The organism is uncultured Mailhella sp., assembly GCF_963931295.1.
Lineage (GTDB): Bacteria > Desulfobacterota > Desulfovibrionia > Desulfovibrionales > Desulfovibrionaceae > Mailhella.
The window spans coordinates 1,137,739-1,160,126 of record NZ_OZ007001.1; the positions used below are offsets into that span (position 1 = coordinate 1,137,739).

At 53.8% G+C, this 22,388-nt stretch carries 21 protein-coding genes; 8 read left to right on the top strand and 13 right to left on the bottom strand.

Annotated elements, in window-relative coordinates; genetic code table 11:
- Positions 1–21: 21 nt before the first annotated feature.
- The 11 genes from ABGT79_RS04580 to ABGT79_RS04630 all read right to left on the bottom strand — a co-directional run bounded on the left by ABGT79_RS04580 (position 22) and on the right by ABGT79_RS04630 (position 12,565).
- On the bottom strand, positions 22–2,010 hold the full coding sequence (locus ABGT79_RS04580) for a site-specific DNA-methyltransferase (RefSeq protein ID WP_346665213.1): 1,989 nt from the start codon (positions 2,008–2,010) through the stop codon (positions 22–24).
- 81 nt (positions 2,011–2,091) lie between these two features.
- A protein-coding gene (locus ABGT79_RS04585; RefSeq protein ID WP_346665214.1) for an IS5 family transposase occupies positions 2,092–2,852 on the bottom strand; the annotation gives its coding sequence in 2 pieces (ribosomal slippage) (positions 2,092–2,495 and positions 2,495–2,852; 762 coding nt in all).
- 98 nt (positions 2,853–2,950) lie between these two features.
- Positions 2,951–5,809 carry an SNF2-related protein gene (locus ABGT79_RS04590; protein ID WP_346665215.1) on the bottom strand — a complete coding sequence of 953 codons (2,859 nt, stop codon included), beginning with the start codon at positions 5,807–5,809 and terminating at the stop codon, positions 2,951–2,953.
- 144 nt (positions 5,810–5,953) lie between these two features.
- On the bottom strand, positions 5,954–7,138 hold the full coding sequence (gene mobV, locus ABGT79_RS04595; protein ID WP_346665216.1) for a MobV family relaxase: 1,185 nt from the start codon (positions 7,136–7,138) through the stop codon (positions 5,954–5,956).
- A gap of 206 nt (positions 7,139–7,344) precedes the next feature.
- Positions 7,345–8,076 carry an AAA family ATPase gene (locus ABGT79_RS04600; RefSeq protein ID WP_346665217.1) on the bottom strand — a complete coding sequence of 244 codons (732 nt, stop codon included), beginning with the start codon at positions 8,074–8,076 and terminating at the stop codon, positions 7,345–7,347.
- Entirely contained in the window at positions 8,030–9,118 is a 1,089-nt protein-coding gene (locus tag ABGT79_RS04605) for a toprim domain-containing protein (RefSeq protein ID WP_346665218.1), read from the bottom strand. The genes ABGT79_RS04600 and ABGT79_RS04605 overlap by 47 nt, the downstream gene beginning before the upstream one ends.
- Positions 9,111–9,329 carry an AlpA family transcriptional regulator gene (locus ABGT79_RS04610; protein ID WP_077073114.1) on the bottom strand — a complete coding sequence of 73 codons (219 nt, stop codon included), beginning with the start codon at positions 9,327–9,329 and terminating at the stop codon, positions 9,111–9,113. Before ABGT79_RS04610 ends, ABGT79_RS04605 begins: the two co-directional genes overlap by 8 nt.
- Positions 9,330–9,453: 124 nt before the next feature.
- Positions 9,454–10,443, bottom strand: coding sequence for a hypothetical protein (locus tag ABGT79_RS04615; RefSeq protein WP_346665219.1), 990 nt, complete (start codon positions 10,441–10,443; stop codon positions 9,454–9,456).
- 85 nt (positions 10,444–10,528) lie between these two features.
- Positions 10,529–10,696 carry a hypothetical protein gene (locus ABGT79_RS04620; protein ID WP_346665220.1) on the bottom strand — a complete coding sequence of 56 codons (168 nt, stop codon included), beginning with the start codon at positions 10,694–10,696 and terminating at the stop codon, positions 10,529–10,531.
- Complete coding sequence (locus tag ABGT79_RS04625; protein ID WP_346665221.1) at positions 10,693–11,904, bottom strand: phage integrase central domain-containing protein; 1,212 nt, start codon at positions 11,902–11,904, stop codon at positions 10,693–10,695. Before ABGT79_RS04625 ends, ABGT79_RS04620 begins: the two co-directional genes overlap by 4 nt.
- A 349-nt stretch (positions 11,905–12,253) precedes the next feature.
- Positions 12,254–12,565: a hypothetical protein gene (locus ABGT79_RS04630; RefSeq protein WP_346665222.1), complete on the bottom strand. Its 312-nt coding sequence runs from the start codon at positions 12,563–12,565 to the stop codon at positions 12,254–12,256.
- A 309-nt stretch (positions 12,566–12,874) separates the two neighbouring features.
- On the opposite strand from ABGT79_RS04630, the gene ABGT79_RS04635 reads away from it, so the two are divergent.
- The 8 genes from ABGT79_RS04635 to ABGT79_RS04670 all read left to right on the top strand — a co-directional run bounded on the left by ABGT79_RS04635 (position 12,875) and on the right by ABGT79_RS04670 (position 21,833).
- The gene (locus ABGT79_RS04635; RefSeq protein ID WP_346665223.1) at positions 12,875–13,993 is read left to right on the top strand and encodes a helix-turn-helix domain-containing protein; all 1,119 of its coding nucleotides are present in this window, start codon (positions 12,875–12,877) and stop codon (positions 13,991–13,993) included.
- A 252-nt stretch (positions 13,994–14,245) separates the two neighbouring features.
- The gene (locus ABGT79_RS04640; RefSeq protein ID WP_346665224.1) at positions 14,246–14,998 is read left to right on the top strand and encodes a DotH/IcmK family type IV secretion protein; all 753 of its coding nucleotides are present in this window, start codon (positions 14,246–14,248) and stop codon (positions 14,996–14,998) included.
- 9 nt (positions 14,999–15,007) lie between these two features.
- Positions 15,008–16,114 (top strand): DotG/IcmE/VirB10 family protein, encoded by a 1,107-nt coding sequence (locus tag ABGT79_RS04645; RefSeq protein WP_178643702.1) that lies wholly within the window; start codon positions 15,008–15,010, stop codon positions 16,112–16,114.
- Positions 16,115–16,118: 4 nt separating this feature from the next.
- Positions 16,119–16,625, top strand: a complete 507-nt coding sequence (locus ABGT79_RS04650; RefSeq protein ID WP_279060920.1) for a hypothetical protein — start codon at positions 16,119–16,121, stop codon at positions 16,623–16,625.
- Positions 16,626–16,639: 14 nt separating this feature from the next.
- Entirely contained in the window at positions 16,640–17,029 is a 390-nt protein-coding gene (locus ABGT79_RS04655) for a hypothetical protein (protein WP_178643697.1), read from the top strand.
- An 18-nt stretch (positions 17,030–17,047) separates the two neighbouring features.
- A complete protein-coding gene (locus ABGT79_RS04660; protein WP_077073096.1) occupies positions 17,048–17,758 on the top strand; it encodes a DotI/IcmL/TraM family protein in 711 nt (236 codons plus the stop codon).
- Positions 17,758–20,736 carry a type IV secretion protein IcmB gene (locus ABGT79_RS04665; protein WP_178643695.1) on the top strand — a complete coding sequence of 993 codons (2,979 nt, stop codon included), beginning with the start codon at positions 17,758–17,760 and terminating at the stop codon, positions 20,734–20,736. The genes ABGT79_RS04660 and ABGT79_RS04665 overlap by 1 nt, the downstream gene beginning before the upstream one ends.
- The gene (locus ABGT79_RS04670) at positions 20,733–21,833 is read left to right on the top strand and encodes a hypothetical protein (protein ID WP_346665225.1); all 1,101 of its coding nucleotides are present in this window, start codon (positions 20,733–20,735) and stop codon (positions 21,831–21,833) included. The genes ABGT79_RS04665 and ABGT79_RS04670 overlap by 4 nt, the downstream gene beginning before the upstream one ends.
- Positions 21,834–21,851: 18 nt before the next feature.
- On the opposite strand, the gene ABGT79_RS04675 is transcribed toward ABGT79_RS04670, so the two are convergent.
- Both ABGT79_RS04675 and ABGT79_RS04680 read right to left on the bottom strand, forming a co-directional pair.
- On the bottom strand, positions 21,852–22,055 hold the full coding sequence (locus tag ABGT79_RS04675) for a type II toxin-antitoxin system YafQ family toxin (RefSeq protein ID WP_239446718.1): 204 nt from the start codon (positions 22,053–22,055) through the stop codon (positions 21,852–21,854).
- Between the two features lie 69 nt (positions 22,056–22,124).
- Positions 22,125–22,385, bottom strand: a complete 261-nt coding sequence (locus tag ABGT79_RS04680; protein ID WP_178643691.1) for a type II toxin-antitoxin system RelB/DinJ family antitoxin — start codon at positions 22,383–22,385, stop codon at positions 22,125–22,127.
- Positions 22,386–22,388 lie beyond the last annotated feature (3 nt).

Genomic DNA, 22,388 nt, shown 5'->3' on the forward strand with positions numbered 1-22,388 from the left:
TTTACACAATTATCAAAAAACTTAGACTAACTTCAGCTCAATATTCCTGTCACGCAGGATATAGAAGGCGTTGGACATAGCCGTATCGTCGGCCAGGGAGTTTTCGGACAGAACGATTTGCCCCGGCGCGTACTCCGCCATTTCCTCGACCATTTCCACGGTCAGACCGTCCGACAGGCAGATAAGCAGCAGAAAATCCCCCACAGACCAGGCGGTTTTGCCGGAAATATCCACCGACGACACGTTGTACGTCAGGGGAACGCCCATCTTGAGCATGATTTCATACACTACATCCAGATCGGTCCGGTCCGGCTTTATCCGGTCGATCATATTGTGCAGCCGGTTGCTGATGGAAAGCAGATCATCTTCCGGGAAGGGCGTGCTGTCCCAGGTTTTCAGATTGGAGGAATCCAGCTTGAAGACCTTGAAACCGGTGTCAGGCAACGGAGAATTACCTGAAGCATCTTCACCATCAGGGACAAGCGAAAGCTGTTCCGCATGTTTTGTCATCTGTTTTTCATGCTGCTTTGCAGGTTCGATATTCTCAAGTATCTTCGCACCGGCCCGCCGAATGCGCTCCTTGCCTATTTCACAGATATTTTTGTATCCGGCCTTGAACGCTTCCGAACTTTCCGGACAAAGTTCCGGAAGCTGCACCATAATAAAACGACGCTTGCCTCCGTCTTCTGCATTGAGCTGCATCACCGCATGGGCCGTACTTCCAGATCCAGAAAAAAAGTCCAGAATTATCGCATTCGAATCATCACCACAAACGTAGTCAAAAAGTTTTGCAAGTTCAAAATGATCTTTGGGGTTATCGAAAAATTTTCCACCCAGCAATTTTCTAAAATATTTAATAGCGACCTGCGATTGTTTATAGAAATAACTTCCACGTACTTGGGTCGCTAGTTCTTCTTCGTTGGATTCTTCATTAACTAAATCCAATTCATCTCCAGAATGCACGGGGCGTATATGTGCCTTGCGGAATGGAGGATCTGTTTCATCCTTACGAAATTCGACCAATCCCAGAGAAATTTGTCGTTGCATTTCTTGAGGTGACGAGTAGATCCAGCCACGCTCAGGCACTTTGCACGCTTTACCAGTTATAGGATGAATTACATCATAGCGAGGACCTCCGCCGCCGGGCCATGAAATATCACGATCTCGCCAAGGGCCATTTGCATCAACCCGTTTATATCGACTCCATTTTTTTGAAGGATGTTTTGCTGGTAACGACGAAAACCATTGTTGTAGTTCTTTTTCAATTGAAGCATCATCGGTGCCATATTCTTCACGAAGTTTTAAATATTTCTCCCAAATTTCTTTTGTTCCTGGTTTGTTTTCGCGCCAGATAGTCTTAAGCTCCCGGAGTCTACACAGACTCTTTGCATAAAGGAGAAGGTACTCATGACCAACTGAAAAAAGTTTGGCGTCGTTTTTTCGCCCTTTTTCCCAAACGAGACAGGCGACAAAATTCTCTTCCCCAAAAACTTCATCACATAACTTCCGCAAGTTATGCACTTCATGGTCATCTATGGAAATAAAAATAACCCCGTCATCACGCAACAAATTCGCCGCCAGGCGCAAGCGCGGGTACATCATGTTCAGCCAGTTGGTATGAAAGCGGCCCATGACCTCAGGGTTGCTTTTGGTGGTCTGGCTGGTCACTTCCCTGTAGCGTTCGAGCGGGTCTTTAAAATCATCCTCGTACACAAAATCGTTGCCCGTATTGTACGGCGGGTCGATGTAGATCATCTTCACCTGCCTAAAATACGAAGCCTGCAACAGCTTTAAGACTTCCAGGTTGTCGCCTTCAATATACAGATTCTGCGTGGTGTCGAAGTTGACGCTTTCTTCAGGACACGGACGAAGCGTTGCCGTAGAACGCTGCTGGGCCAGGCGCAGGCACTCGCTTTTCCCCTTCCAGGTAAATTCGTACTTCTCAAAATCCTTGAGGATGTATTCGCCGCAGAGTGAAAGCAGCTTGTCGATATCCAGCTTGCCCTCCACAAAGCACTGCGGGAAAACCGAAGCCAGCTTTTCGCGCTCGGTCAGTTCAATATTCTTGGAGAGTCCTTCTAGATAGTGTCGTCAAATTATGTTTGCCCACAAAGATATGCATCTGATTTGAACGGCGGCAAGAAAAGATGCACATCTTTTGGCATATCGTGTGGCAATTCCCCGCCAGCGCTTGAGATGGAGAAAAGCATTCTCGACAAGATGCCTGACTTTGTAGAGCTCTCTGTCATAGTTGCGTGATATTTTACGACTTCTCTTTGGCGGGATGACAACCTGGAAACCGGATTCACCTGCTTTGCGGAGAATACTCTCCGTATCGTAGCCTCTATCAGCCAAAAGTGCCCCGGCACTCAACCCGTCAATCAACGCACAGGCCTCTTTGCAATCAGCTCGGGTACCTTCTGTAACAATAACTCTGACCGGCATACCATGCGCATCCACGGCCAGGTGTATTTTTGAGTTGAGCCCCCTTTTGTGCGGCTCATGGCCTCATTACCTCCCGCAGCGCCCGCCGCATGGGGATGTACTTTGCAATGACTGGCATCAATGATGAGCCATTCAAAATCAGGTTCGACAATGAGAGCTTCGAGTATTTTCTCCCAAACTCCCCGATCTCGCCATCGGCAGAAGCGGCGATGTGTATTTTTCCAGTCGCCAAGATCGGGGGGTAAATCCCGCCACGGAGCCCCGGTTCTCAGTATCCAGAAGACGGTGTTGATAAACAATCGGTTATCGGCGGAAGGACGACCGACAGAGCCTTTGGAACCGGGAAGAAGTTTTTCAATATTTGCCCATACCTTGTCGGAAATATCATGCCTCCGATGTGCCGCCATATGGTCTCTCCTCATTGTAAGTGAAGAGATTATAACATACTTTTAAATTTGACGACACTATCTAGTTTTTCCATAAAATCACCCGGTTTTCCTGAAAATCATGCCGTGCCGCTTACCTGTACCACAAACAGACGTTCCATCGTTGCGGCAAGTTGCGCGTCAGCCAAAAGCTCTTGTATGTGTTCTTCGAGCTCCGTGTCCAGTTGACGGTGTTGAGCGGACAGTTGTTGTTCCGCCCGCCTCAACTCTGCGGTCAATCGGCTGCATCGGCGTTGCAGGGACAGTCGCTCCATGCGCGAAAGCTCCTTGTCCAAAGCGGCCCTGGCTGTTTTCACCTGGAAGCGTAACCCCTCAAGACGGCGCATCAGCTCGACTTTACGCTCGGCCGCCTTGTTTTTCAAAGCGTTGACGGCCTCTTTTTCCGCTGAATCGGTTTCCGTAAGCACCTTGCGGATAAAATCATCGCCGGAAATGAGTCTGTCCAGCTTATGCTCCACGGCAGGACGCAAATGGCGGTTACGTTTGCCCACAGGTTCGCCCCGTACAGAGAAGTCACGCACCGGTAAGGCCATGAGCGCGGCGCATTCGTCATGGGAAAGCACGCGGCCGGAACGGGTTTCCCCTGTCAGCGGATAAAAGGCATACCCGCCCCAAAAGTTCCCCTTGGGCCGAACCCGCACTTCATACAATGCAAGTTCGCACGGCTCAATATCCGCGTCTACAACAAGGCTCCCGCTTTCCGGAATGCCGCGCCAGAACATTTCTCCAAAGATACCTCTTGCAAGAGAACCGGTGACCGTGTGACGGCCGGAGCGCGGCTGATAGTCTTTGGCCATGCCATATTCCATGCGGCGCAACGCCTTGCCGGTGAATACCTTGGGCGGCGGAAGATGCGTAACGGCAACCGTGCGGGTTGCGTCATCCAGACGAAAGCCCTGTTTTCCTGCAAAAAACCAGCGAGTGACATACCACAGGTCGTCTTCAATCTCTTTTGTCTTGGCTTCGATATAGCGCGGGGTGATGTAAACCTTTTCCGCTATATCCCTGGTGAAGGAAGTGAACAGCGAATGTTCGGCCCGGCTTACAAGCTCTTTGTTCTGCGCTTCAAACCGCTCCAATGTGCTTTGATGGGTCTGCTCTATCTCCTGTCTGGTCCGGGCCTTGGCGAGCATGTTGGAAAAATTGCCTTCCGAATCATTGCTGAAGTTGCCGATTACCGTATCCGACATGCCGAAGATGCCGGAAAATTGCAGAATACGTTTGTTGATCAGCTCCAGAGTACGCACATCAGCAAAATTGTTGCGGTTCAGGAAATTGAGAATGATCACGTCCGACTGCTGCCCCTGTCGGTGACAACGGTTGATGCGCTGCTCAAGGGTGAGCGTATTGTACGGCAAATCGTAGTTGATAACAAAGGAACAGAATTCCAGATTGAAACCTTCCGCCCCGATATCCGTGGAAATGAGAATTTTCGCCTCATCCTGAAAGCGTTTCATGATGGAATACTCGCGGGTTTTCCCGCCGTGATAGGTCAGCACCCTGCCCTTGTACGGGCCGTTATCCAGCAGGGAAAACAAAAAATCCTGCGTGGCCCGGTTTTCGGTGAAGATAAGGGCTTTCTGCTTTGCGCCCAGTTCCTTGAGCCGGGCAAAGCCCTGCTTCAAGCCTGCAAGCAGTTCTGTAGCCTTGGCATTTTGTTTGATGCAGGAGGCCAAAGTCTGCATGTGATGAAGTTCGGAAAGTTCAGCGGCAATATGCGCGCTCTTTATTTCAGCGCTGGATTCCATCCGTCGAATTACGCCGCGCAACAGTTTGTCTAAAGCAAATGTGGAGGAGGAAAAAGTGCGAAAGAACAGGAGCGCCAGATCGTACTGGTCCATGTTCGGGAATGCGACCCTGCTCCCCTTTTGCACATACCTATCAAGCAGATCATACAGTTCCTGCTCTTTGGGAGTGAGCGTGAATTCAGCGGTAATCGGAATGCGGTCCGGAATCTTGACGTAGTTCGTTACTTCCTGTCTGGTGGTCCGAAAACAGAAGGGGCCGACTCTGTCAGCCAGTTCCGGATAGTTTTCAGGCTTGCGGAAATAACGCTCGTAAAACGCTTTTTCATCCGGAAACACCGTCTCGTCAATAACATGAATCAGACCGTACAGATCCATGATGGAGTTCTGCATGGGCGTGGCCGTAAGCAGAATCTTGAAGGCTCTGCCGACCGCGTTTTTCAAAACAGCGGCGGTCTTGTTGGTGTCCGCGTATATCCGGCGAAGATGGTGGGCTTCTTCAAAAACAACCGCGTCCCACTGCACCTTGGCGATGTATTCGACATTTTGCGCCGCAATGTCGTAGGTCGTCAGAACAATCCCATCCTGAAGAAAAGGATTGCCGTCCCCATTGTAGCTTACGTCATGAACCGTGGCCAAGTCCAATGCAAAACAGGGAACAGAGAAACTTTTATCAATGGTCTCGCGCCATTGGTAAAGCAAGGGAGTGGGCACAACAAGCAACAGCCGGTCTTTGCCCTCATACCAAAGCTGGCTGATGATCAACAGGGCTTCATACGTTTTACCCAACGAACCCTCGTCACACAAAATAACGCCTTTCAGATACGGTGAACGCAAGGCAAAACGCGCGGCTGCTATCTGGTAGGGATAGACTTCAATATTGGAAGACGCGAAAACAGCCGTCAGTCTGTCCTGACCAAAGGCGTAGTTTGAAAGCTTATGGGCTTTGTACAGGGCGTGAAAAGGGGACAAGGACAACTGTTTTTCCTCCTTTTCTTTTTTAGGTAAGAAAAAAGCCCTCGTCAATTGATACCGCGCGGCGTTTTGGTCCGTTCCAAGGTAAAAACAGCCAACTTCACGCTTATGACACGTTTCCATCCAGTGTGGTGGAACCGAGGGTAAGCATGGCAAGGTTCTGTCGATATCTTTCAATTGTGTCACGGTGATACTCATGGTGTTTTCCCCTGTATTTCTCCAACGCACTGACTCGAATTGGCGTTTTGCCTTTCCGGTCGAGCGGGACGGTCGCCCACGCTTCACGAAGTGAAGCATAGTGGGCTATATCTTCGGTCTGTGCGAAGATTTCTCCCCGACGCCTTAGCGCATCCTCGTGCCACGGACGGTCATTGCCTGCCGATGCTCGCTGTCCCGCGAGTCCTGCTCCCGCCGCTGCAGTCCCTCTTCCTGGCGCTGAAGCTGTTCAGCACATTTGCGCTCCACAAATTCAAGATGCAGCGGTCTGATTTCCGGCAGAAGCAAAAATTCCCGATAGCCGGCCATGATTCTCTCCATCTTCTTCAACTGAAATTCCAGAGCCTCTTTTTCCTCATGACTTTGCTTTCTGTGTGTCGTGTATTCCGCTTCAAGGCGTGTCTGTTTTTTACGCAGCGAGTCCACTTCCCGTTTCAGGATTTCCTTCTCTGTCTGGACAAGATGCTTGACGGCAAGCGCCTTTTTCAGCTCTTCAATAATAAAGGAGGCTTTTTCCAGCACAGACGGATAATTGAAAAGTGAGGCTTTCGGCAAGGAAGAGTCTTCACGAAGGACTTTTTCCGCCTCCTCGGCCTGCCGCTCATAGGCTTCGATGCTCTTTTTCAATTCCTCTTCGCGTTGTCCCAGAATCCCAAGTGACTGCAAGGAATCACGCATCAAGGCAGCAGCTTCCTGCGCCAGCCGTGCCAGTTCCTCTTTCTGCTGTTTGAACTCGCGGGTATTCAGATGCTTTTTGGCGGAACCGGGCGTCTGCTCCACGCCTCGTTCAATGGCAAAACCTCGGCTTTGCAGATAGGCGGGAAGTTCGGATTGCAGTTTTCGCAGACTCTGACGCGTATAAATTTTGTTGGCGTTGAGTCTCCCGTCCTGCGTGACCGGCACATGGAAAAAGTGCATATGCGGCGTCTTTTCATCCATGTGAACCATTGCGGAAACGACATTCTCCGCCCCTACAAACTCCGTAAGAAAGGCTTTGCTCTCCTCAAAGAATCGTCTGGCGTCTTCTGAAGAAAGATTCTGAAAAAAGGCGCTGTCCGAGGTGACGATAAGCCCGCACATACGCACGGCGTCCTTTCTCACTGCTTTGGCCAACTGAAGAGCGTCAATGCGGCGCTGAATGGCCCCGGCATAGTTTGTCGACGCGGATTCGTGCAATTCGTAGTTCGCCGTACTCCTGCCGTAGTCAATATCGGGGTTGCTGTGACTCTCCCGTTCCCGCCGGTTATGGCTCTGGATGCCGCGTATGGCCTCTTTCTTGAACTTATCCATATGGAGGACGAGGTAGGACATGATGAAACTTCCTTGTATCCATGACTGCACCATTTCTGATGCGGCAGAAAAGCGGTACACTTTTCCCGTTCAAACGGTACAAAAGGGGATGACGTATTCGGACCTGACCGGACATCACCGGATAACTGACGGATCGAATATTGCGAGTGTACCGCTGTACCACGGCTTAAGAGGCGGTACAGCGGTACACCTGATCATATGAGCCTTCAGAAATGTTCCTCCAATTTCTTTTTCAGTCTCTGGATGGCCCCTTTGGATTTCCCCATTTCCTCTGCGCAGTCGCGGATGCTGTAGCCTTCTTTTAAAAGTCGTCTCAAGCTTTCCAGTTCAACGTCTTCCAGCTCTCTGACCTGCCAGTGGAGCGCATTACCTTCGGTAACAAGATTGGCCTCAAATGGTTTGGCGTCATCACCCAATATGCCCCGTGCCTTGGTCAGGTGGACCTCAAAACGTGCTCCTTCGGCCATACTGTATTCCCTGGGTCTGCGCAGGCTGATCACCGTGTCCATAATATCTTCCCTGGCGCTGGTGCCACGCTGGTCGCCGGATTTTCCGGCATGATGGATAAGCAGGAAGGTCATACCCCTGCGGCGCAACTCCAGCAGCCATGCCTGCATGGTCTGCCAGGACTGCGATTCATTTTCCTTGCCGGTGCGGCACAAGGTAGCAATGTTGTCCAGCACCACCATGTCCACACCTTGCAGAAAAGGCTCAATCATGCCCTGCCCACCGGCGGTGGACAAATCCGGCATGGGACAAGGTTGCAGGTCCGGTGTGATGAGCGCCATGTTTTTCAACGTATGCGGAGGAACGGACATACCGCTGACAAGCGCTGCAAGACGACTCTGCATGGATGTGGCAGGCATTTCCCCATCCACATACAGCGTTCGTTTAGGCATCGGCGCACGCCAGTTGAACACCGCACCGCCGGAAGCCACGGCAACGGCTAAACGTCTTGCCGATGCCGCGCGGAGCATACAGGATGCCTATCCCTTGAACCGGAAGAATGGGGGATAAAAGATACCCCCGTTCAGGTATGGACATGGAAAGAAACTCCCCCATGTCCAGAGAAATCAGAGACGGACGGGCAGCTGTATGCATGGCCTCTTCCACCTGACGGAGAACTTCCTCCAGCCCCTCACTCTGATGCAGGTCGTTGAAGTCTTTCCCCTCGCCGGTGGTAAACTTGGGCAGGACCAATCGAGTCTGTGCTGCTTGAGCAGCTTCCTGCCCTTTACTGCGGCCTGCTTCATCATTGTCACCACAAATAAGGATGGAAGCCTCCGGGAATCTGTGTCTCACAAGATTGGCCACGACAGGCAGATTATTGGCTGAGAACGTCACATATACGGTGCAGTTGACGGCTAGATGGATGCTTGCTCCCGTAGCATAACCTTCGCAAAGGGCTAGAGGCTTTTCCGACTTGCCGGGAATAATGAAATGTCCTCCCTGTACTTTGCCGCCCGTGAGAAAACGCTTTGTCCCGTCCGGGGCGATATATTGCAGGCTTTGTAAGGTTCCCGATATATCCCTGACTGGAAGGAGCAGCAGACCGCTCCGGGTCTGACGCATATCACCAAGCGCGGGAACGCCTTTACGCCGTAAATATGTGTGTTCCGACGAGCAGGGAAAAGATGCATCCAAGACGCCCTGGGCCTGTTTTGCCGCTGCTTCATACCGGCGGGCACATTCTTCCTCTCGTTGATGACGAATGTTGTGTTGCCGTTTCTGCCATGCTTCCTTTTCAGCCGGGGAGAACGTTCTCTGATCCATTTCAGTAAACGTCCCCTGGTCTCCGCTCTCCCAGTTGCACCACCAGAGCGTGGCAGGAGGGTCAACATGCGCGATGTATGCGCCGTTCTGTTTATGCGGCCTGGTCTGCGTGGGACAACGATGCAGTTTTCCGTCCGCTTCGATGTCAGACGGAATCAAGCCCTTGTCGGTCAGGATGTCCCGAAAATTTTGCAGGGGATTACTCATGCTCTTCCCCCTGCCTGCCAAGACTTTCGATGAACGCGGCAATATCTTCTGCTCTCCAGACCGTGGTTCTGGGACCAAGTTTCACGGGTTTGGGATAACGCCCGGTCCGACAGCCTTCCCACCATGCGCTCTTGCTTATGGGAATCATGCTGAGAACCTGAGGAAGACGCAAAAGGCCGTGGGCGGGGATGGACGGTTGGTGCTGTTTCATAAAAAAATCTCCTGAATCTGTTTGGATTTCAGGAGACTCTGGCACACGTCCAAAGATTCCCGTGAGGGAATCGGACGGGAAAAGAACGGGAACTTCTCAAAAAGACGGGAAAACAGCAGGCTGGTCACGCCTTGACTATGGTGTATGTCTCCGCTTCCTTGAGGAGCATATCCATCAAATTGCGATAGGATTTGTCGTCCCTGTACTCTTTGCCCGCAAGCAAACGTCCCACATGTGTCTTTCTGCCCTGCGGGGTTTTGTGACTGGTCTCGGATTTTTGAGGACCACACCAGTACAGAAGAACATAAGCGATGACCGAAAGAGGATACTTTTCTTTCATGGCGTCACGGACGGCGGCGTCCGGCCTTCCTTGCCAGACGGCTCCGGGAATACGGAAAATAAATTTTTCATCCTGCGGTGCCCTTTCACACAGGGGAACTGCCGCCACTTTATCGGCAACGGAAGATTCCGGCGAAGCTGTCTGTAAAACGGCTTCCACAAGAGCACGGGTGATGCCTTTCACTTCCCGGCGCAGGGGATAGTAGCGAAGCTGCCTGATGGCGACGCTCCTATCCACCATTATAGTATCAGCAAAGATATGTGCAATAAAGTGATAACTTGAGGCGGGAATGGAGAATATCGGCTTATCAAAGAGAGGTGAATCCGGTGAATACTGCGCGAAGATGTCTGTTGTGCTCAGTATTTTCAAACTGCTGAACAGAAATTCTCGTTCCTTGGGAAAGACAGACGCCGTATCTTCAAAGGATTCTTCAAGAATGACATTCAACCCATATTGTAGGGAGGTAACAGGAACAAGCGTTGATATCTTTCTGAAAAATTCCATCACATCAAAGCCAAGCAGATATGTCTGAATGCCCGCCACCAGTTCCGGCCCTGAAGGAAATTCCGGTATCTGCGTTCCATATGCGGCGTGACTGCCAGCAACAAATGCCTGCCAGCAGGATTCATATGTTGTGCGCCATAATTCCAGAGGTTGAACTGCGTCAGGCCAGAGCGCCTGAACAAGCATGTCGCCTTCTCTGACAGTCAGGCCATACGCCTGCCGTACTCTGCCTAGGGTAATAATCTGCCGGTCTATCATGGAAAAAAGCATAGTCTGTTGTCAAAAAATGGACAACAAAAAACAGCGGCAGGGACTTCCAATGTCCTCGCTACCGCTGTTTCCTGTAAAACCTGTTTCAGCTATACCATACCCGGATGATATCCATGTCGTCATAGCCGTATTGTCTCATACGGTCCTTGTCTTCTTCGCTCCAGCCAGTGTCGTTTTCCGTCACCTGCGTTTCATCCTCTGTTTTCCCGATAACGATACAGACATTCCGTTCTGTCATGGCGTTCTCTTTCATACCGTATCTCCGCTTTCTTTCCGCTTTGCGTGGCGCAGTCCATCCAGATAATCCGCCCAATCCTGCATCATCTTTCTGCGTTCCGGCAGGTATTCTGCGTAATTGTATGCTGCCCGCACTTCATCCTGTTCTCCGTGGGCAAGCTGCCGCTCTATCCAGTCCCGGTTATAACCAAGTTCGTTGAGCAGCGTGGACGCGATGGAGCGAAAACCATGCACGCTCATTTCGTGCTTCTGATAGCCCATGCGCCGGAGCGCATTGAGCATGGTCGCATCGGAAATGGGCCGTACCTCCGTGCGGATGGAAGGGAAAAGATATGTTCCCTCCCCGGAATATTTCTGAAGTTCCCGAAGAATGGATATCGCTTGTCTGGATAAGGGAACAAGATGCTGACGGCGCATTTTCATGCGTTCGGCAGGGATGCGCCACTCCCCGGACTCAAGGTCAAATTCCTTCCATTGGGCAGCCCGCAGTTCCGTGGGACGGGTGAAAACCAGCGGAGCCAGCTTCAAGGCACAGACCAGAGGAAAATAACCTTCGTAGGCGTCGATATCCCGCAAAAGCTGACCGACTTTTTCCGGTTCCAGCACCGCCGCGCGGTGGACCGTTTTTCTCGGCCTCAAGGCTCCCCGAAGATCGGCTGCGATATTGTGCTTTGCCCGGCCTGTGATGACCGCATAACGGAACACCTGATTGATGATTTGCAGCACTCTCCGGGAGGTCTCGTAGTTTCCCCTCTGCTCCAGAGACTTGACCACGTCCATGATATCCCGTGTTTCCAGCTTGGCGATATGCGTTTTGCCGATGCGAGGAAAGATGTAGGTTTTCAGCCGGTACATGACGGTTCCCTGATGCTTTTCAGAAAACTCTGACATGCGGGTTTCATGCCATTCTCTGGCGATATTCTGAAAACTGTCGCGTTCCGCCGTGGCTCTGGCCTGCCGCATCTGACGTTTATGGTCTGACGGGTCGATGCCTCTGGACAACATACGCTTCGCGTCTTCGCGGCGTTCTCTGGCATCCTTGAGAGATACGGTAGGATATTCCCCGAAACTGAGCAGCTTGCTCTTTCCGTCAAAACGGTAGGCCATTCTCCAGAGCTTGCTTCCACTGGTGGGAATGAAAAGAAACAGACCGCCGCCGTCGAAATACTTGCGGGGCCTCAGGTCGGGTTTCAGACTGCGGATATGGGTATCGGTAAGAGGCATGGGTACTCCCTGGCTGTCGTTGGACGAAGGGATACCCACATGGATAAAAATATTTTTGATTCCGCGCGGTTATTCATGTAGGTATCAGAAATGTCATACCACATTTCTACCTACGGATATACCCATAAAATGTTTGGATGCAAGCGGACGAGGCTGGACTTCGGGAAACCATACCGGAAAGAAAAAACAAAGAACGCCAAGACGTTATGCATCTTGGCGTTCTTCATTGTACTCAAATTTGGCGTCCCCAGGCGGATTTGAACCGCCGTTGACGGCGTGAAAGCCGTTTTACATGCGCCTACCGCCATTATATTTCAATGAGTTATAGCACATTGAGGGGCATAAAATGTCACCAAAACTCTCTGTGCTTGTAACCCGCTTTTGTAACCCATGCTCTCGGCGCGCCGTCCTGTTTTTGCCCGCTGAAAGTATCCCTTCTCACACCGTCCTTTCTCTTCCTGTCTTCTCTCACGGCTCCGTCTTCTCTTCCTGGAGTCGTCTTCTTCGCCCTCTGCTCCCTCAAAAAATCTGCCCTGTTCCCGTGCTGAAAAAGCACCGCTGGAGGCTTCTTCCGCATCTGAAGCGGCCCAGAATTCTGCCGCGTCTCATATGCGAAGAGGTCTTCTGTTGAAGCCTCTGCCATCCCTCCGGCAAACAGCACTCTGCCTGCTCAGGTTCCTCAGATCCCTTCAGACCGATCGGCGATTCCTCAAGCGCCGCTTTGTCAGGGCGCCACCAGCAATCCTTTGCAGGTCATGCGACAGGCGCAGTTCAGCGCAACCTGCCTCAAGGTTTTGAGGATGAAAAAGGCTTTGGGAAAACAAAAAGCCGTCAGGTGGCACCCCAACGGCTTCTTGCAGAACATTTGTTCTTTCTCAAAAGAATCTGAAAGAACAATAGCTGAATTACCGTCTATTGTCAATATTCAGCTCTGCAAAAGTATCTTTTTCCTTGGCCGGGAGAAAGACATATGGAGACATTTGCGCCTAAAGGAAAAATTTTTGGTCCTATTCTTCCACAATTTATTTTGGAAAAGCGCATCACACTTGGAGCAAAGGTCATGTATGCCTTACTGTGCAACTATGCTTCTGAAAAAGATCATTGTTGGCCGTCCCATGCCACTCTTGCTTCTCGCCTTTCTTGCAGCATTAGCAGTGTAAAAAATTATCTTGCTGAACTGGTGCGTGAAAATCTCATTACCATACGAAAGGAGCATTACCGCTCTTCTGTGTATTACCTTATAAGACCTGAACATAATAATAACGCTGACAAGTCAAATTCTGAAATAAGTGAACGAGTTTTTACCTGCAACAAGTCAAGTTCTGGCTACATAAATAATTTTAACAAACAAAAACAAGAAAAAAACACCCCCCTTCCCCCAAAAATGACAGAAGAGACTCCGCAGCCTACGGATCTCTCTGCGCCTTCGGCGGGGTGTGGGATTTCTTCTGAACAGGATTTTGAAAACGTATGGAATCTCTATCCCAAAAAAGAGGCAAAAGGCTTCGCCCGACTTGCCTGGTTCCGTCTGGCCCGTTGCGGTCAGCTTCCTCCCGTATCTGAACTTCACGCCGCTCTGCAGCATTGCATGGTTCAGGAAAGCTGGCACCGGGAACAGGGACGATTCATCCCCCAGCTTGGAAACTGGCTTCGCGGGCAGCGATGGCTTGATGCCCTTTCTTCCGGTTCTCCTTCGGGACGGCGTCCTGATCCCGGCGTGCAAAAGGCCATGCAGGAAAGAGAGGAACAAGAAAAACGCATCCTGGAACGGCAGAAAGCGGAAAAAGAAAGACTGCGTCCTCTCTTCCGGGCTTTTGCGGAAAAATTTGATGCTCCCTTCAACGAGGCCATGGCTTTCGGCATCTGGCTGCATTTGCACTCCATTCACAGCGCTCCCGCTGCCGAAGATGTTCCTGCGGATAACACCAGGAGCATTGTGGCCTTTCTTCTTGAGTACCGTCGGAAAGTACAGGAACGACGCTATACGTCCCCATCTTCCAAAGCTGATACGCCGATTTCCTATTTTCACCGCCCGGAACTGCTGTTCGGCAGAAATTCCGAATCCCCAGCCATACCGACATACGCATAAGGAGCTACCGTGAAGCAACTGATTTCTTTAGGAATACTGGCTCTGCTTTCGCTGCCGTGGGACGCCCAGGCAGAGACTTCCGCCGCAACTCGGACGCCTCTTTCCCCCGCAACGATGGCGACCGTTCACGGGCAATCCGCCGACTCGGCCTCCTTGCCCGAAGAATCGACACAGAAAACGACCGCGCCCTCAGGTTCGGACCTGAAAAAGGCCCAGGAGGCGCAAGCGCTTTTTGAGGAAAGTCTGCGGCAGATGATGCCGCTGGATAAGGAACACATACAGGAATACCGAAAACGGTCGGATCAGCGTGAACGAGCGCTTTTGCCCGTTTCCCCCGACCTGCGGACCCGAACGGTGCGCGTCACGCTGGAACCCGGTCGTGCGCCGGTCAAGGTATTTACCACGGCCAACATCGCCACATCTCTGGTTTTTCATGACTCCACAGGTCAGCCGTGGCCCATTACTTCCGTGACCAACGGAGGGCCTTCCTCGTTTCAGGTTCTCCGCCCGGAACTGCCGGAAGGCAATCTGCTCAATGTCATGCCCATACAGGGCTATGCCACGTCAACCCTCGTGGTCACTCTGGAAAATCGGGACATTCCGCTGGTCATCAGGCTTGAGTCGGATTCCGTCCGCGCTCCTGAACGCAAAGCCGACGCGCTGGTGCTGATTCAGCTCGCCCACCATGGTCCGAAGGCTGCGATTCCCCTGACCAGCACCATCAAGGAAACCGCCAGCTCCGCCATGCTGTCCTTTCTTGACCGCGTCCCCCCGGATGATGCCGTGCGTCTTCGCTCCGAACCGGATTCGGATGCCGTGATGGCCTGGAAATACAACGGAAAACACTACGTCAGAACCACGCACAGCCTGATGTGGCCGGCATGGACTGCCGTCGTCAACGGGGCAGGCTCCACCAAATGTTACGAGCTGCCCGTCACGACAAGAATCATGCTTTCCCGTGAAGGAAGCGTGCAGACCATCCTTCTGAAAAATACTCTCAAATAAGGCGGACACATGGCTATCACCAGCACGGAAAAAAAGCGACGATTCATACTCTTCAGCCTGTTGGGGCTGGCTGCCGCCGTTGTCATTGTTCTTGCCTCGTTTCTGCTGTTCACGCCGGAAAAACCGTCCGGCACCTCAAAAATGGCATCGGCAAGAACGGAAGCCGTAAGCGGGCAGGCGGGCGGCGTTGGCTCTGAGGAATACAACCAGAAGTTGAAGGAACACGACGCGCAACAGGCCAACGCGGCGCTTCAAAGCGGTGCGAGTTTCATTCCTACGCCGATAGGAGAAAAAAAGTCCGTTGTCATTAAGAAGCAGGATACCCCTCCGTCGCCTCCGCCGGTTGCTCAGGTACGCACCGTGCCTGTTCAGACGCCGCGCACGGACAACGCCATGCTCAAAAGGATGATGGATGACCTGGCCGAACTGGACACCAGGCTGGCCAGCGCTTCCGTGGGTCAGGGACAAATCGCCTATGTCCGGGAGTTCCAGGATGAGACCGGCCAGCAGGAGTCCGAAAAACAGCCTGCCTCCGGGACGCCGTCGGTCGCTGCATCCTCCAGACCTGCGGTGAAACCGGGCGACCTGTTGTACGCCATCATAGATGTGGGAGTGAACTCCGATGTTCCGTCCGCCGTGCTGGCGACCGTCACCTCAGGCACATACAGAAATGCCCGCCTCACAGGCTCTTTCCAGCGCCATGACGAACGCCTTGTGCTGGCCTTCAATCGGATCATTCTGCCCTCCGGCGAAACCATCCAGGTGGAATCCTATGCCGTTGATCCCACCACCTCGGAAGCCTCGGTCGCCAGTTCCGTGGACACTCATTTCTTCAGCCGGTGGGGCGGTCTGGTCGCCTCGGCGTTTCTGGAAGGACTGGGTACGGCCAAACGCTACAGCGGTGCCCAGAGTACCATCTACGGCTACGGCAACGACGTAACCGACCAGATGGTCTGGAACACCTACAGCGTCAGCGATCAGGCATGGATTGCCGCCGGAAAGGTCGGCGAGAAGGCCGGAAAAATCTTTGAAAGAAACTTCGACCGACCTCCCACCGTCAGGCTCGAAAGCGGCACTCCCGTGGGCGTTCTGGTCATGAACGTCAAGGACAGGTGACGCCATGGAAAATTACGTTGCCAACGTCATTCCGCATTTGCAGCAATGGTGGCCCGTCATCATCCGGCTTGCCTATCTCATCGGCATTGTCTTTGCCGTTGTCTCTCTTGTTCAGGCCGTCAGCCGGAAACAACGCTTCAACCGCTCCACGGCGGTCTGGAGCTTCATCTGTGCCGTTCTGCTGCTGAATCTTCCCGCGCTCATGGATTCTCTGTCCATGACGGTTTTCAACCAAAGCTCGGAACAGGCCCTGAGCTACAGCCCGCCTTCGTCCCCCGGTTCCATCTATATCCAGTTCGCCGTGTACGCCATTGCCTCCATCGGCGTCATCGGCATTGCGCGGGGGCTGTGTCTCATACGCGACACGCCGAACCAGAGCATGAATCTCAGCCGGGGCCTTGTCCATCTGTTCGGAGGCATTCTCGCGGTCAACCTTGTCACTTTCCTGCGCGGCCTGGGGGCCACGGTAGGCGGTGACGTGCAAACATACATCGCCAACATCATTGGCTGAGTACGGAGGACTCTATGAACTTCATCAATCATCAGCTCTCCATTTCCCCGCTGCGCTGTACTGCCGCCGTTATCGGTGTCGCCGCCGTATGGCTCCTCATGCCTGAGATTGTCCAGGCTGCCGTCACCTTCGGAGAAATCGGCGAAAATGTGGCGGAAAACGCCAAAGGCGTCGCCAAGGGCGTCACCCTTGCCGGATACGCCTCCGGTGCAGGCATGGGCGTCTGGGGTTGCGTGGACATGTACAAGGCCACCAAACGCCAGGGCGAATCGACCTATCCCGGCGGCCTTATCAAGATTCTGGTCGGAGCCGTGCTGCTCGGTCTGGGAGAAACCCTCGGTTCCGGCTCGGCCACGCTTTTCGGAGCCGATCAGACCTCCGGCATGAGTGATCTCGGCCTGTAACCTCAAAGGAGACGAGGCATGAGTATGTTCAAAAAAAAGGAAACATCTTCCCTGCCGGAAGCTCCGGGGCAGGCTCTGAGCATGGAACCTCATGCCTCGTCTCCGGCCCCGGACGCGTCTGCCGTTATCGGAGGTCTCGGCTGGTACAGAACCCAGTTTCATCGCGCCATGAAACTCGCGCTGGGACTGAGCCTGGCGCTGATGGTCAGCCTGGCCGTCATTGCGCTGCTTCTGCTGAATCAGCCGAAACCCCGATATTTCGCCGCCACGCCTGATTTGCGCCTCGCGCCTCTGGTTCCTCTCGACCAGCCGCTGCTTACCCAGAGCGGGCTGCTGACGTGGGTGTCTGACACCATTACTGGGGCCATGTCGCTCAACTTTCTGGAGTGGCGCGAAAAGCTGGAAGCCGTCAGACCGAATTTCGACGACGACACGTTCAAATCCTTCCTTTCCTCTCTGGAAAGTTCCGGGATTCTGAACATGATTCAGGAAAAACGGCTTTCCGCCTCATCCGTTGCCACCGGTGCCCCGGTCATCATCGCCTCCGGGCTGGTCAGCGGGAAAGCCACATGGCGCATCGAGTTTCCCCTGATCGTTTCCTACGAATCAAGCCAGGGGGTGGAGAGCACCCAGCGTCTTATCGCCACTGTTCTTGTCTGCCGTGCCTCCACGGCCACCACCCCGCGCGGGGTGGTGATTCAACAGGTCGTTCTGAAGAGGGAATCCTGATGCTGGATAAACTTGTCAATGGCATAGACTGCGGCATACGCGCCATCTCTGAAGTCTTCGCCGGACCGGTGTACGGTTACTGCCGACTGGAAACGGTTGATGACGACGTTCTGGTGGCGGACGACGGAAGTCTCGTGAGTCTTCTGCGTCTTGAGGGTTCCCTGAAGCATGTGGGCGTAGAAGAATACGGGAGCATTGTTTCCGGTCTGACGGAAAAATTCCAGTCTTCCTTTTCCAAGCCGGGGCACCTGCTTCAGGTCGTTTTTGAGTACGACCCGGAAAGCAGCGCTTCCCGAATTACCGAACTTCTGCGTCCTTCCCGGCTGACGGCACAGAATCTGGGCCTTCATATCGGCCCGCTGCTGGATGACTGGGGAGCCACGCTGCAACGCTACTGCGCTCTGGAAACCTGCTGGCTCGTTCTTTGGACAAGGCCCGCCGTTCTGCCGGATTCCCTGCGGAAAACAGCCCTGAAGGAACGCCATACCGCCATGTCCAAGGTGCCGACGATTCCGGGCTGTCAGCAGGTATCCCGCGCCGTAGCTGCGCTGCATGACGCCCATAACGGTTTTCTGACCGGCGTGATGGACGCTTTCCGTCAGGTTGACCTGCTGGTGCATCCCCTTTCGGCCCATGAGGCTCTGCGTGATATCCGCTTGTGCATTTCCCCGGACATGACCGGTCGGGACTGGCGGCCTCTCATCCCCGGCGATTCCTTGCCGCTGCGTCTGCCTGACCCCGACACAAGCAGGGCGGACAGACTGCATAACATGCTGTACCCGGATTTCAAGACACAACTCTGGCCCCATGAGGGAGAACTGATTTCCCGCAACGCCATACGCATCGGCGACAGAATATTCGGGCCTCTCATCATGACGCTCATGCCCCAGACGCCGAAACCGTTTCAGGAACTTTTCAGGGTACTTGCCAAGCGTGATGAACGACTGCCGTACCGCATTTCCTTTCTGCTGGAAGACGGAGGCCTGAACATGGGTCTCCGGCCCCTGCTTGCGGCCATTCTGGCCTTCAGCTCTTCGGACAACAAAAAGTTCAATAAGGCCGTCGATGCTCTGAAAGAGCTGGACCTTGAAGGCGTATGCTGCATCCGGTTTCGCATCTGCTTCTGCACCTGGGCCAGCGTGACGGATTCCGAGCAGGAAGCCCATCTGCTGCTTCGGCGGCGCGTCGCGGAACTTTCCAAAACCGTTCAGGGATGGGGAACGGCGGATGTTTCCGAAGCCACAGGCGACCCGCTTCTCGGTTTTACCGCGACGCTTCCCGCCATGATGCCCGCAAGTCCGGCTCCCATCACCGCCGCGCCCTTGCAGGACGCTCTTGGCATGTTGCCGCTGCGTCCAGCGTCGCCGTGGCGGGAAGGAAGCCTGCTGTTCCGGACCCAGGACGGTAAAATCATGCCGTATGCGGCCAACTCTTCGGAACAGGCCGCCTGGATAGACCTCGGCGTTGCCCCCATGGGCGGCGGCAAGTCCGTTTTTCTCAATGCCTTCAACTTCGCGTTCGTCACTCAAAGCGGACTGTCACGTCTGCCGTGGCTGTCCATCGTGGATGTCGGTCCGTCCAGCTCCGGGCTGATAACGCTGCTGAAGGAAAACCTGCCTGAAGGCCGCAAACATCTCGCGGCCTATCACAGACTCAGGATGACGCCGGACTATGCCATCAATCCCTTTGATACGCCGCTCGGCAACAGAAAACCTCTGCCGTCTCACAAGGCCTTTCTGGTCAATCTGCTGTCTTTGCTGGCCACGCCTCTGGATGTCACGGCTCCGGCAGACGGCGTTCCCGGACTCATAGGCAGAGCGGTTGATCTCGCCTATGAGGAACTCTCCGACAACCATCACCCCCGGCTTTACCAGCCGAACGTGCTTCCGAAGCTGCACGCCCTCATCACGGAAGAAGGCATACGCCGGGACGCTTCCACGTCCTGGTGGGAAGTGGTCGATGGACTGTTTGAACGGGGCTATGTCCATGAAGCCTTGCAGGCCCAGCGCTACGCCGTGCCTCTGCTGGCGGATGTCGGCTCGCAAATCAGGCAGAACAAAGGTATCCAGAACACCTATGACGAAAATCTCATCCTCAATGTCTGGCGCTCCCTTCTGGATGCCATCGACGCCTATGTCATCCTGAAGGAACCCACGCAATTCGACCTCGGCGACGCTCAGATCGTCAGCCTTGACCTTGATGAAGTGGCTCCGCGCGGCGGTTCCACGGCGGATCGTCAGTCCGCCGTCATGTATATGCTGGCCCGGCACGTCCTCGGTTCACGCTTCTTCCTGATGCCTGCGGATGTGCAGCTCATGCCCGAAGCCTACCGGGACTATCATGCCGGGCGAATCGAGGCGATTCGGGAGGACCCTAAAAGGCTTTGCTACGACGAAGCGCATCGCGTCACCAAAAACACCTCGGTTTCCGGCCAGTTGCAGGCGGATATGACCACCATGGCCCGTGAAAGCCGCAAATGGAACCTTTCCATCGGTCTCTATACGCAATCCATCGACGATATTCCCAAAATCATCACAGACGAACTGGCCACCACGGTCGTCATTCTGGGGTCCGGCACGGAAAAGAGCATTGAGAATCTGAGTCTCCGCTTCGGTCTGAACGGGGCCTGCCGTCATGCCCTTTCCCGTCTGGGAAAGCCCGGCAAGTCAGGCTCCAATCTCGTAGCCCTGTTCCGCACAGGTTCGGGCATGTCGCAGCTTGTCCTCAGCCTGACCATAGGCGGCCAGTCTCTCTGGGCCTTCAGCACCACCACGGAAGACGTGACTATCCGCAATCACCTTTATCAAAGGCTGGGACCATCCGAGGCCTTGCGCAGACTGGCTCGACGTTTTCCCGGAGGTTCGGCCAAGGCCGAAGTGGAACGACGCAGACGGCAGGTGGAGGACAGGAGCGATTCCGACGATGAAGTCGTCAACGTCATTTTGGAAATTGCCAATGAACTGGCGGAGGAACAATGAAAAAGCTCTTTTTTACCCTGGCGCTTGTTCTGTTTCCGGTCCAGGTCTGGGCCGCTGGCTGCGGCTGCGGTTCCATCAACGCCATGATTTCAGCGGCCAAATCTGAAACGATTCAGGCCGTCAACGCCTATACCGCTGCGGAAGCCCAGGCCATCCGTTCGGAAATTCTGCTGGCCGCACAGAATATCATCGGTACCATCAAAAGCGAAACGGCAACGGTCGTCCGGGCGCTGGTCGCGCTCAAGGAAAGCAATGTCGCCGCCATCAAGGGGCAGGCCGTCGCAGGCGAAGCCATGAAAACCGAAGATCTGTACGGCACTGCGGCCCAGCCTTCAGGGCTTTGCGGCGCAACCTCGCTGGGCGCGGGAATACAGCTCGGCGCACAGGCAGGGCAGGAAATTCATGCGACCATGAGGGAAAAACAGTTCGCCTATGCCAACACACCCGGCGCAAAGCCGGTGGAATTTCTGCACCGTATTCTGGCCGACGACCAGCCTTCCGAACCCGAAAGTCTGGATGCGCTCTTTCCGCTCCAAAGCACGCTTACGGAAGACCAGGTGGCGCAGGCGCATGAATCCATCAAAACTCTGGCCAATCCCCATCCGCTTCCCATGGTCACGGACGCACAGAAAGAAACTCCGGCGGGGCAGACCTACGCAGCGGCAAGGAAGGTTCATGAAGAACGTCTGGCCGCCGTTACCGAAGCGCTTAACCACCACGTCGTGCTACACGCTCCCACATTGCCGGAAGACGTGACCGAATGGGCGCAGAATCAGTGGTCGGAAGCGGGAGGAAGCGGCACTCCTCCCGGCATTGTGGACGGAAAACTTTCGGAAGTCGGGCTTTACAAACTGCTCTCACAGATGCGCGTAGGCAACCCCAACTGGTTTGCCCAGATAGCCACGGCCACGGATGCCGGACTGTTGCGGGAAATGGCGGTCATGCAGGCTTTTCAGATGGAGCTTGCCCGAAAAAACATGGAGCTTATGGACCGCCTGACCGTCATTGCGGCGCTGGACTTCCTTTCCCGCATGGAAGGAACCACCGGCAGGGACATGGACGACCTTTATGCCCGCATGGTCGGCGCACAGCAGTAGGAGACCGCCATGCGCCTGCTACAAGGAAAAAAGATCGGCATGGGTGCCGGTACGATAAAAAACGCACTCATTCTCGCTTACTTTATACACAAGAAGCCAATCCGGTTCTATATGCAACTCCCGGTATGGTTTCCACTCTCCTTTGAGGGCATGGTCACGACAATGCTTAGGCAGTGGTTCCTCATTAAGCAAAAGCATGATTATCGTTTTCAGCTTTTGCATATCGTAGCCGCGATGTTCCACCTTTCTCAGATCACGGCGAAACTGAGCGGTAAAAGTGGAGTTACGCACTTATATCCCCAACTGTCTGAAAAGATCTTCCGCATCCTTGGCGTGAAATATTTCCTCTCCCCGTTCCGCCTTCTCTATAGTTTCACGGGTCAGTGCATTGGGAATATCGTCGCTGAAAGGCAGACGCTTTTCATGAGCCACTCTGGTCAGCGCCATGCGGCAGAGATCGGATACCGTCAGCCCCATGGTTGCCAGTACGGCGGCGGCCTCATTCTTGATGGCGGGGTCAATGCGGGCGCGAACATAATCGTTGGCAGGCATGAT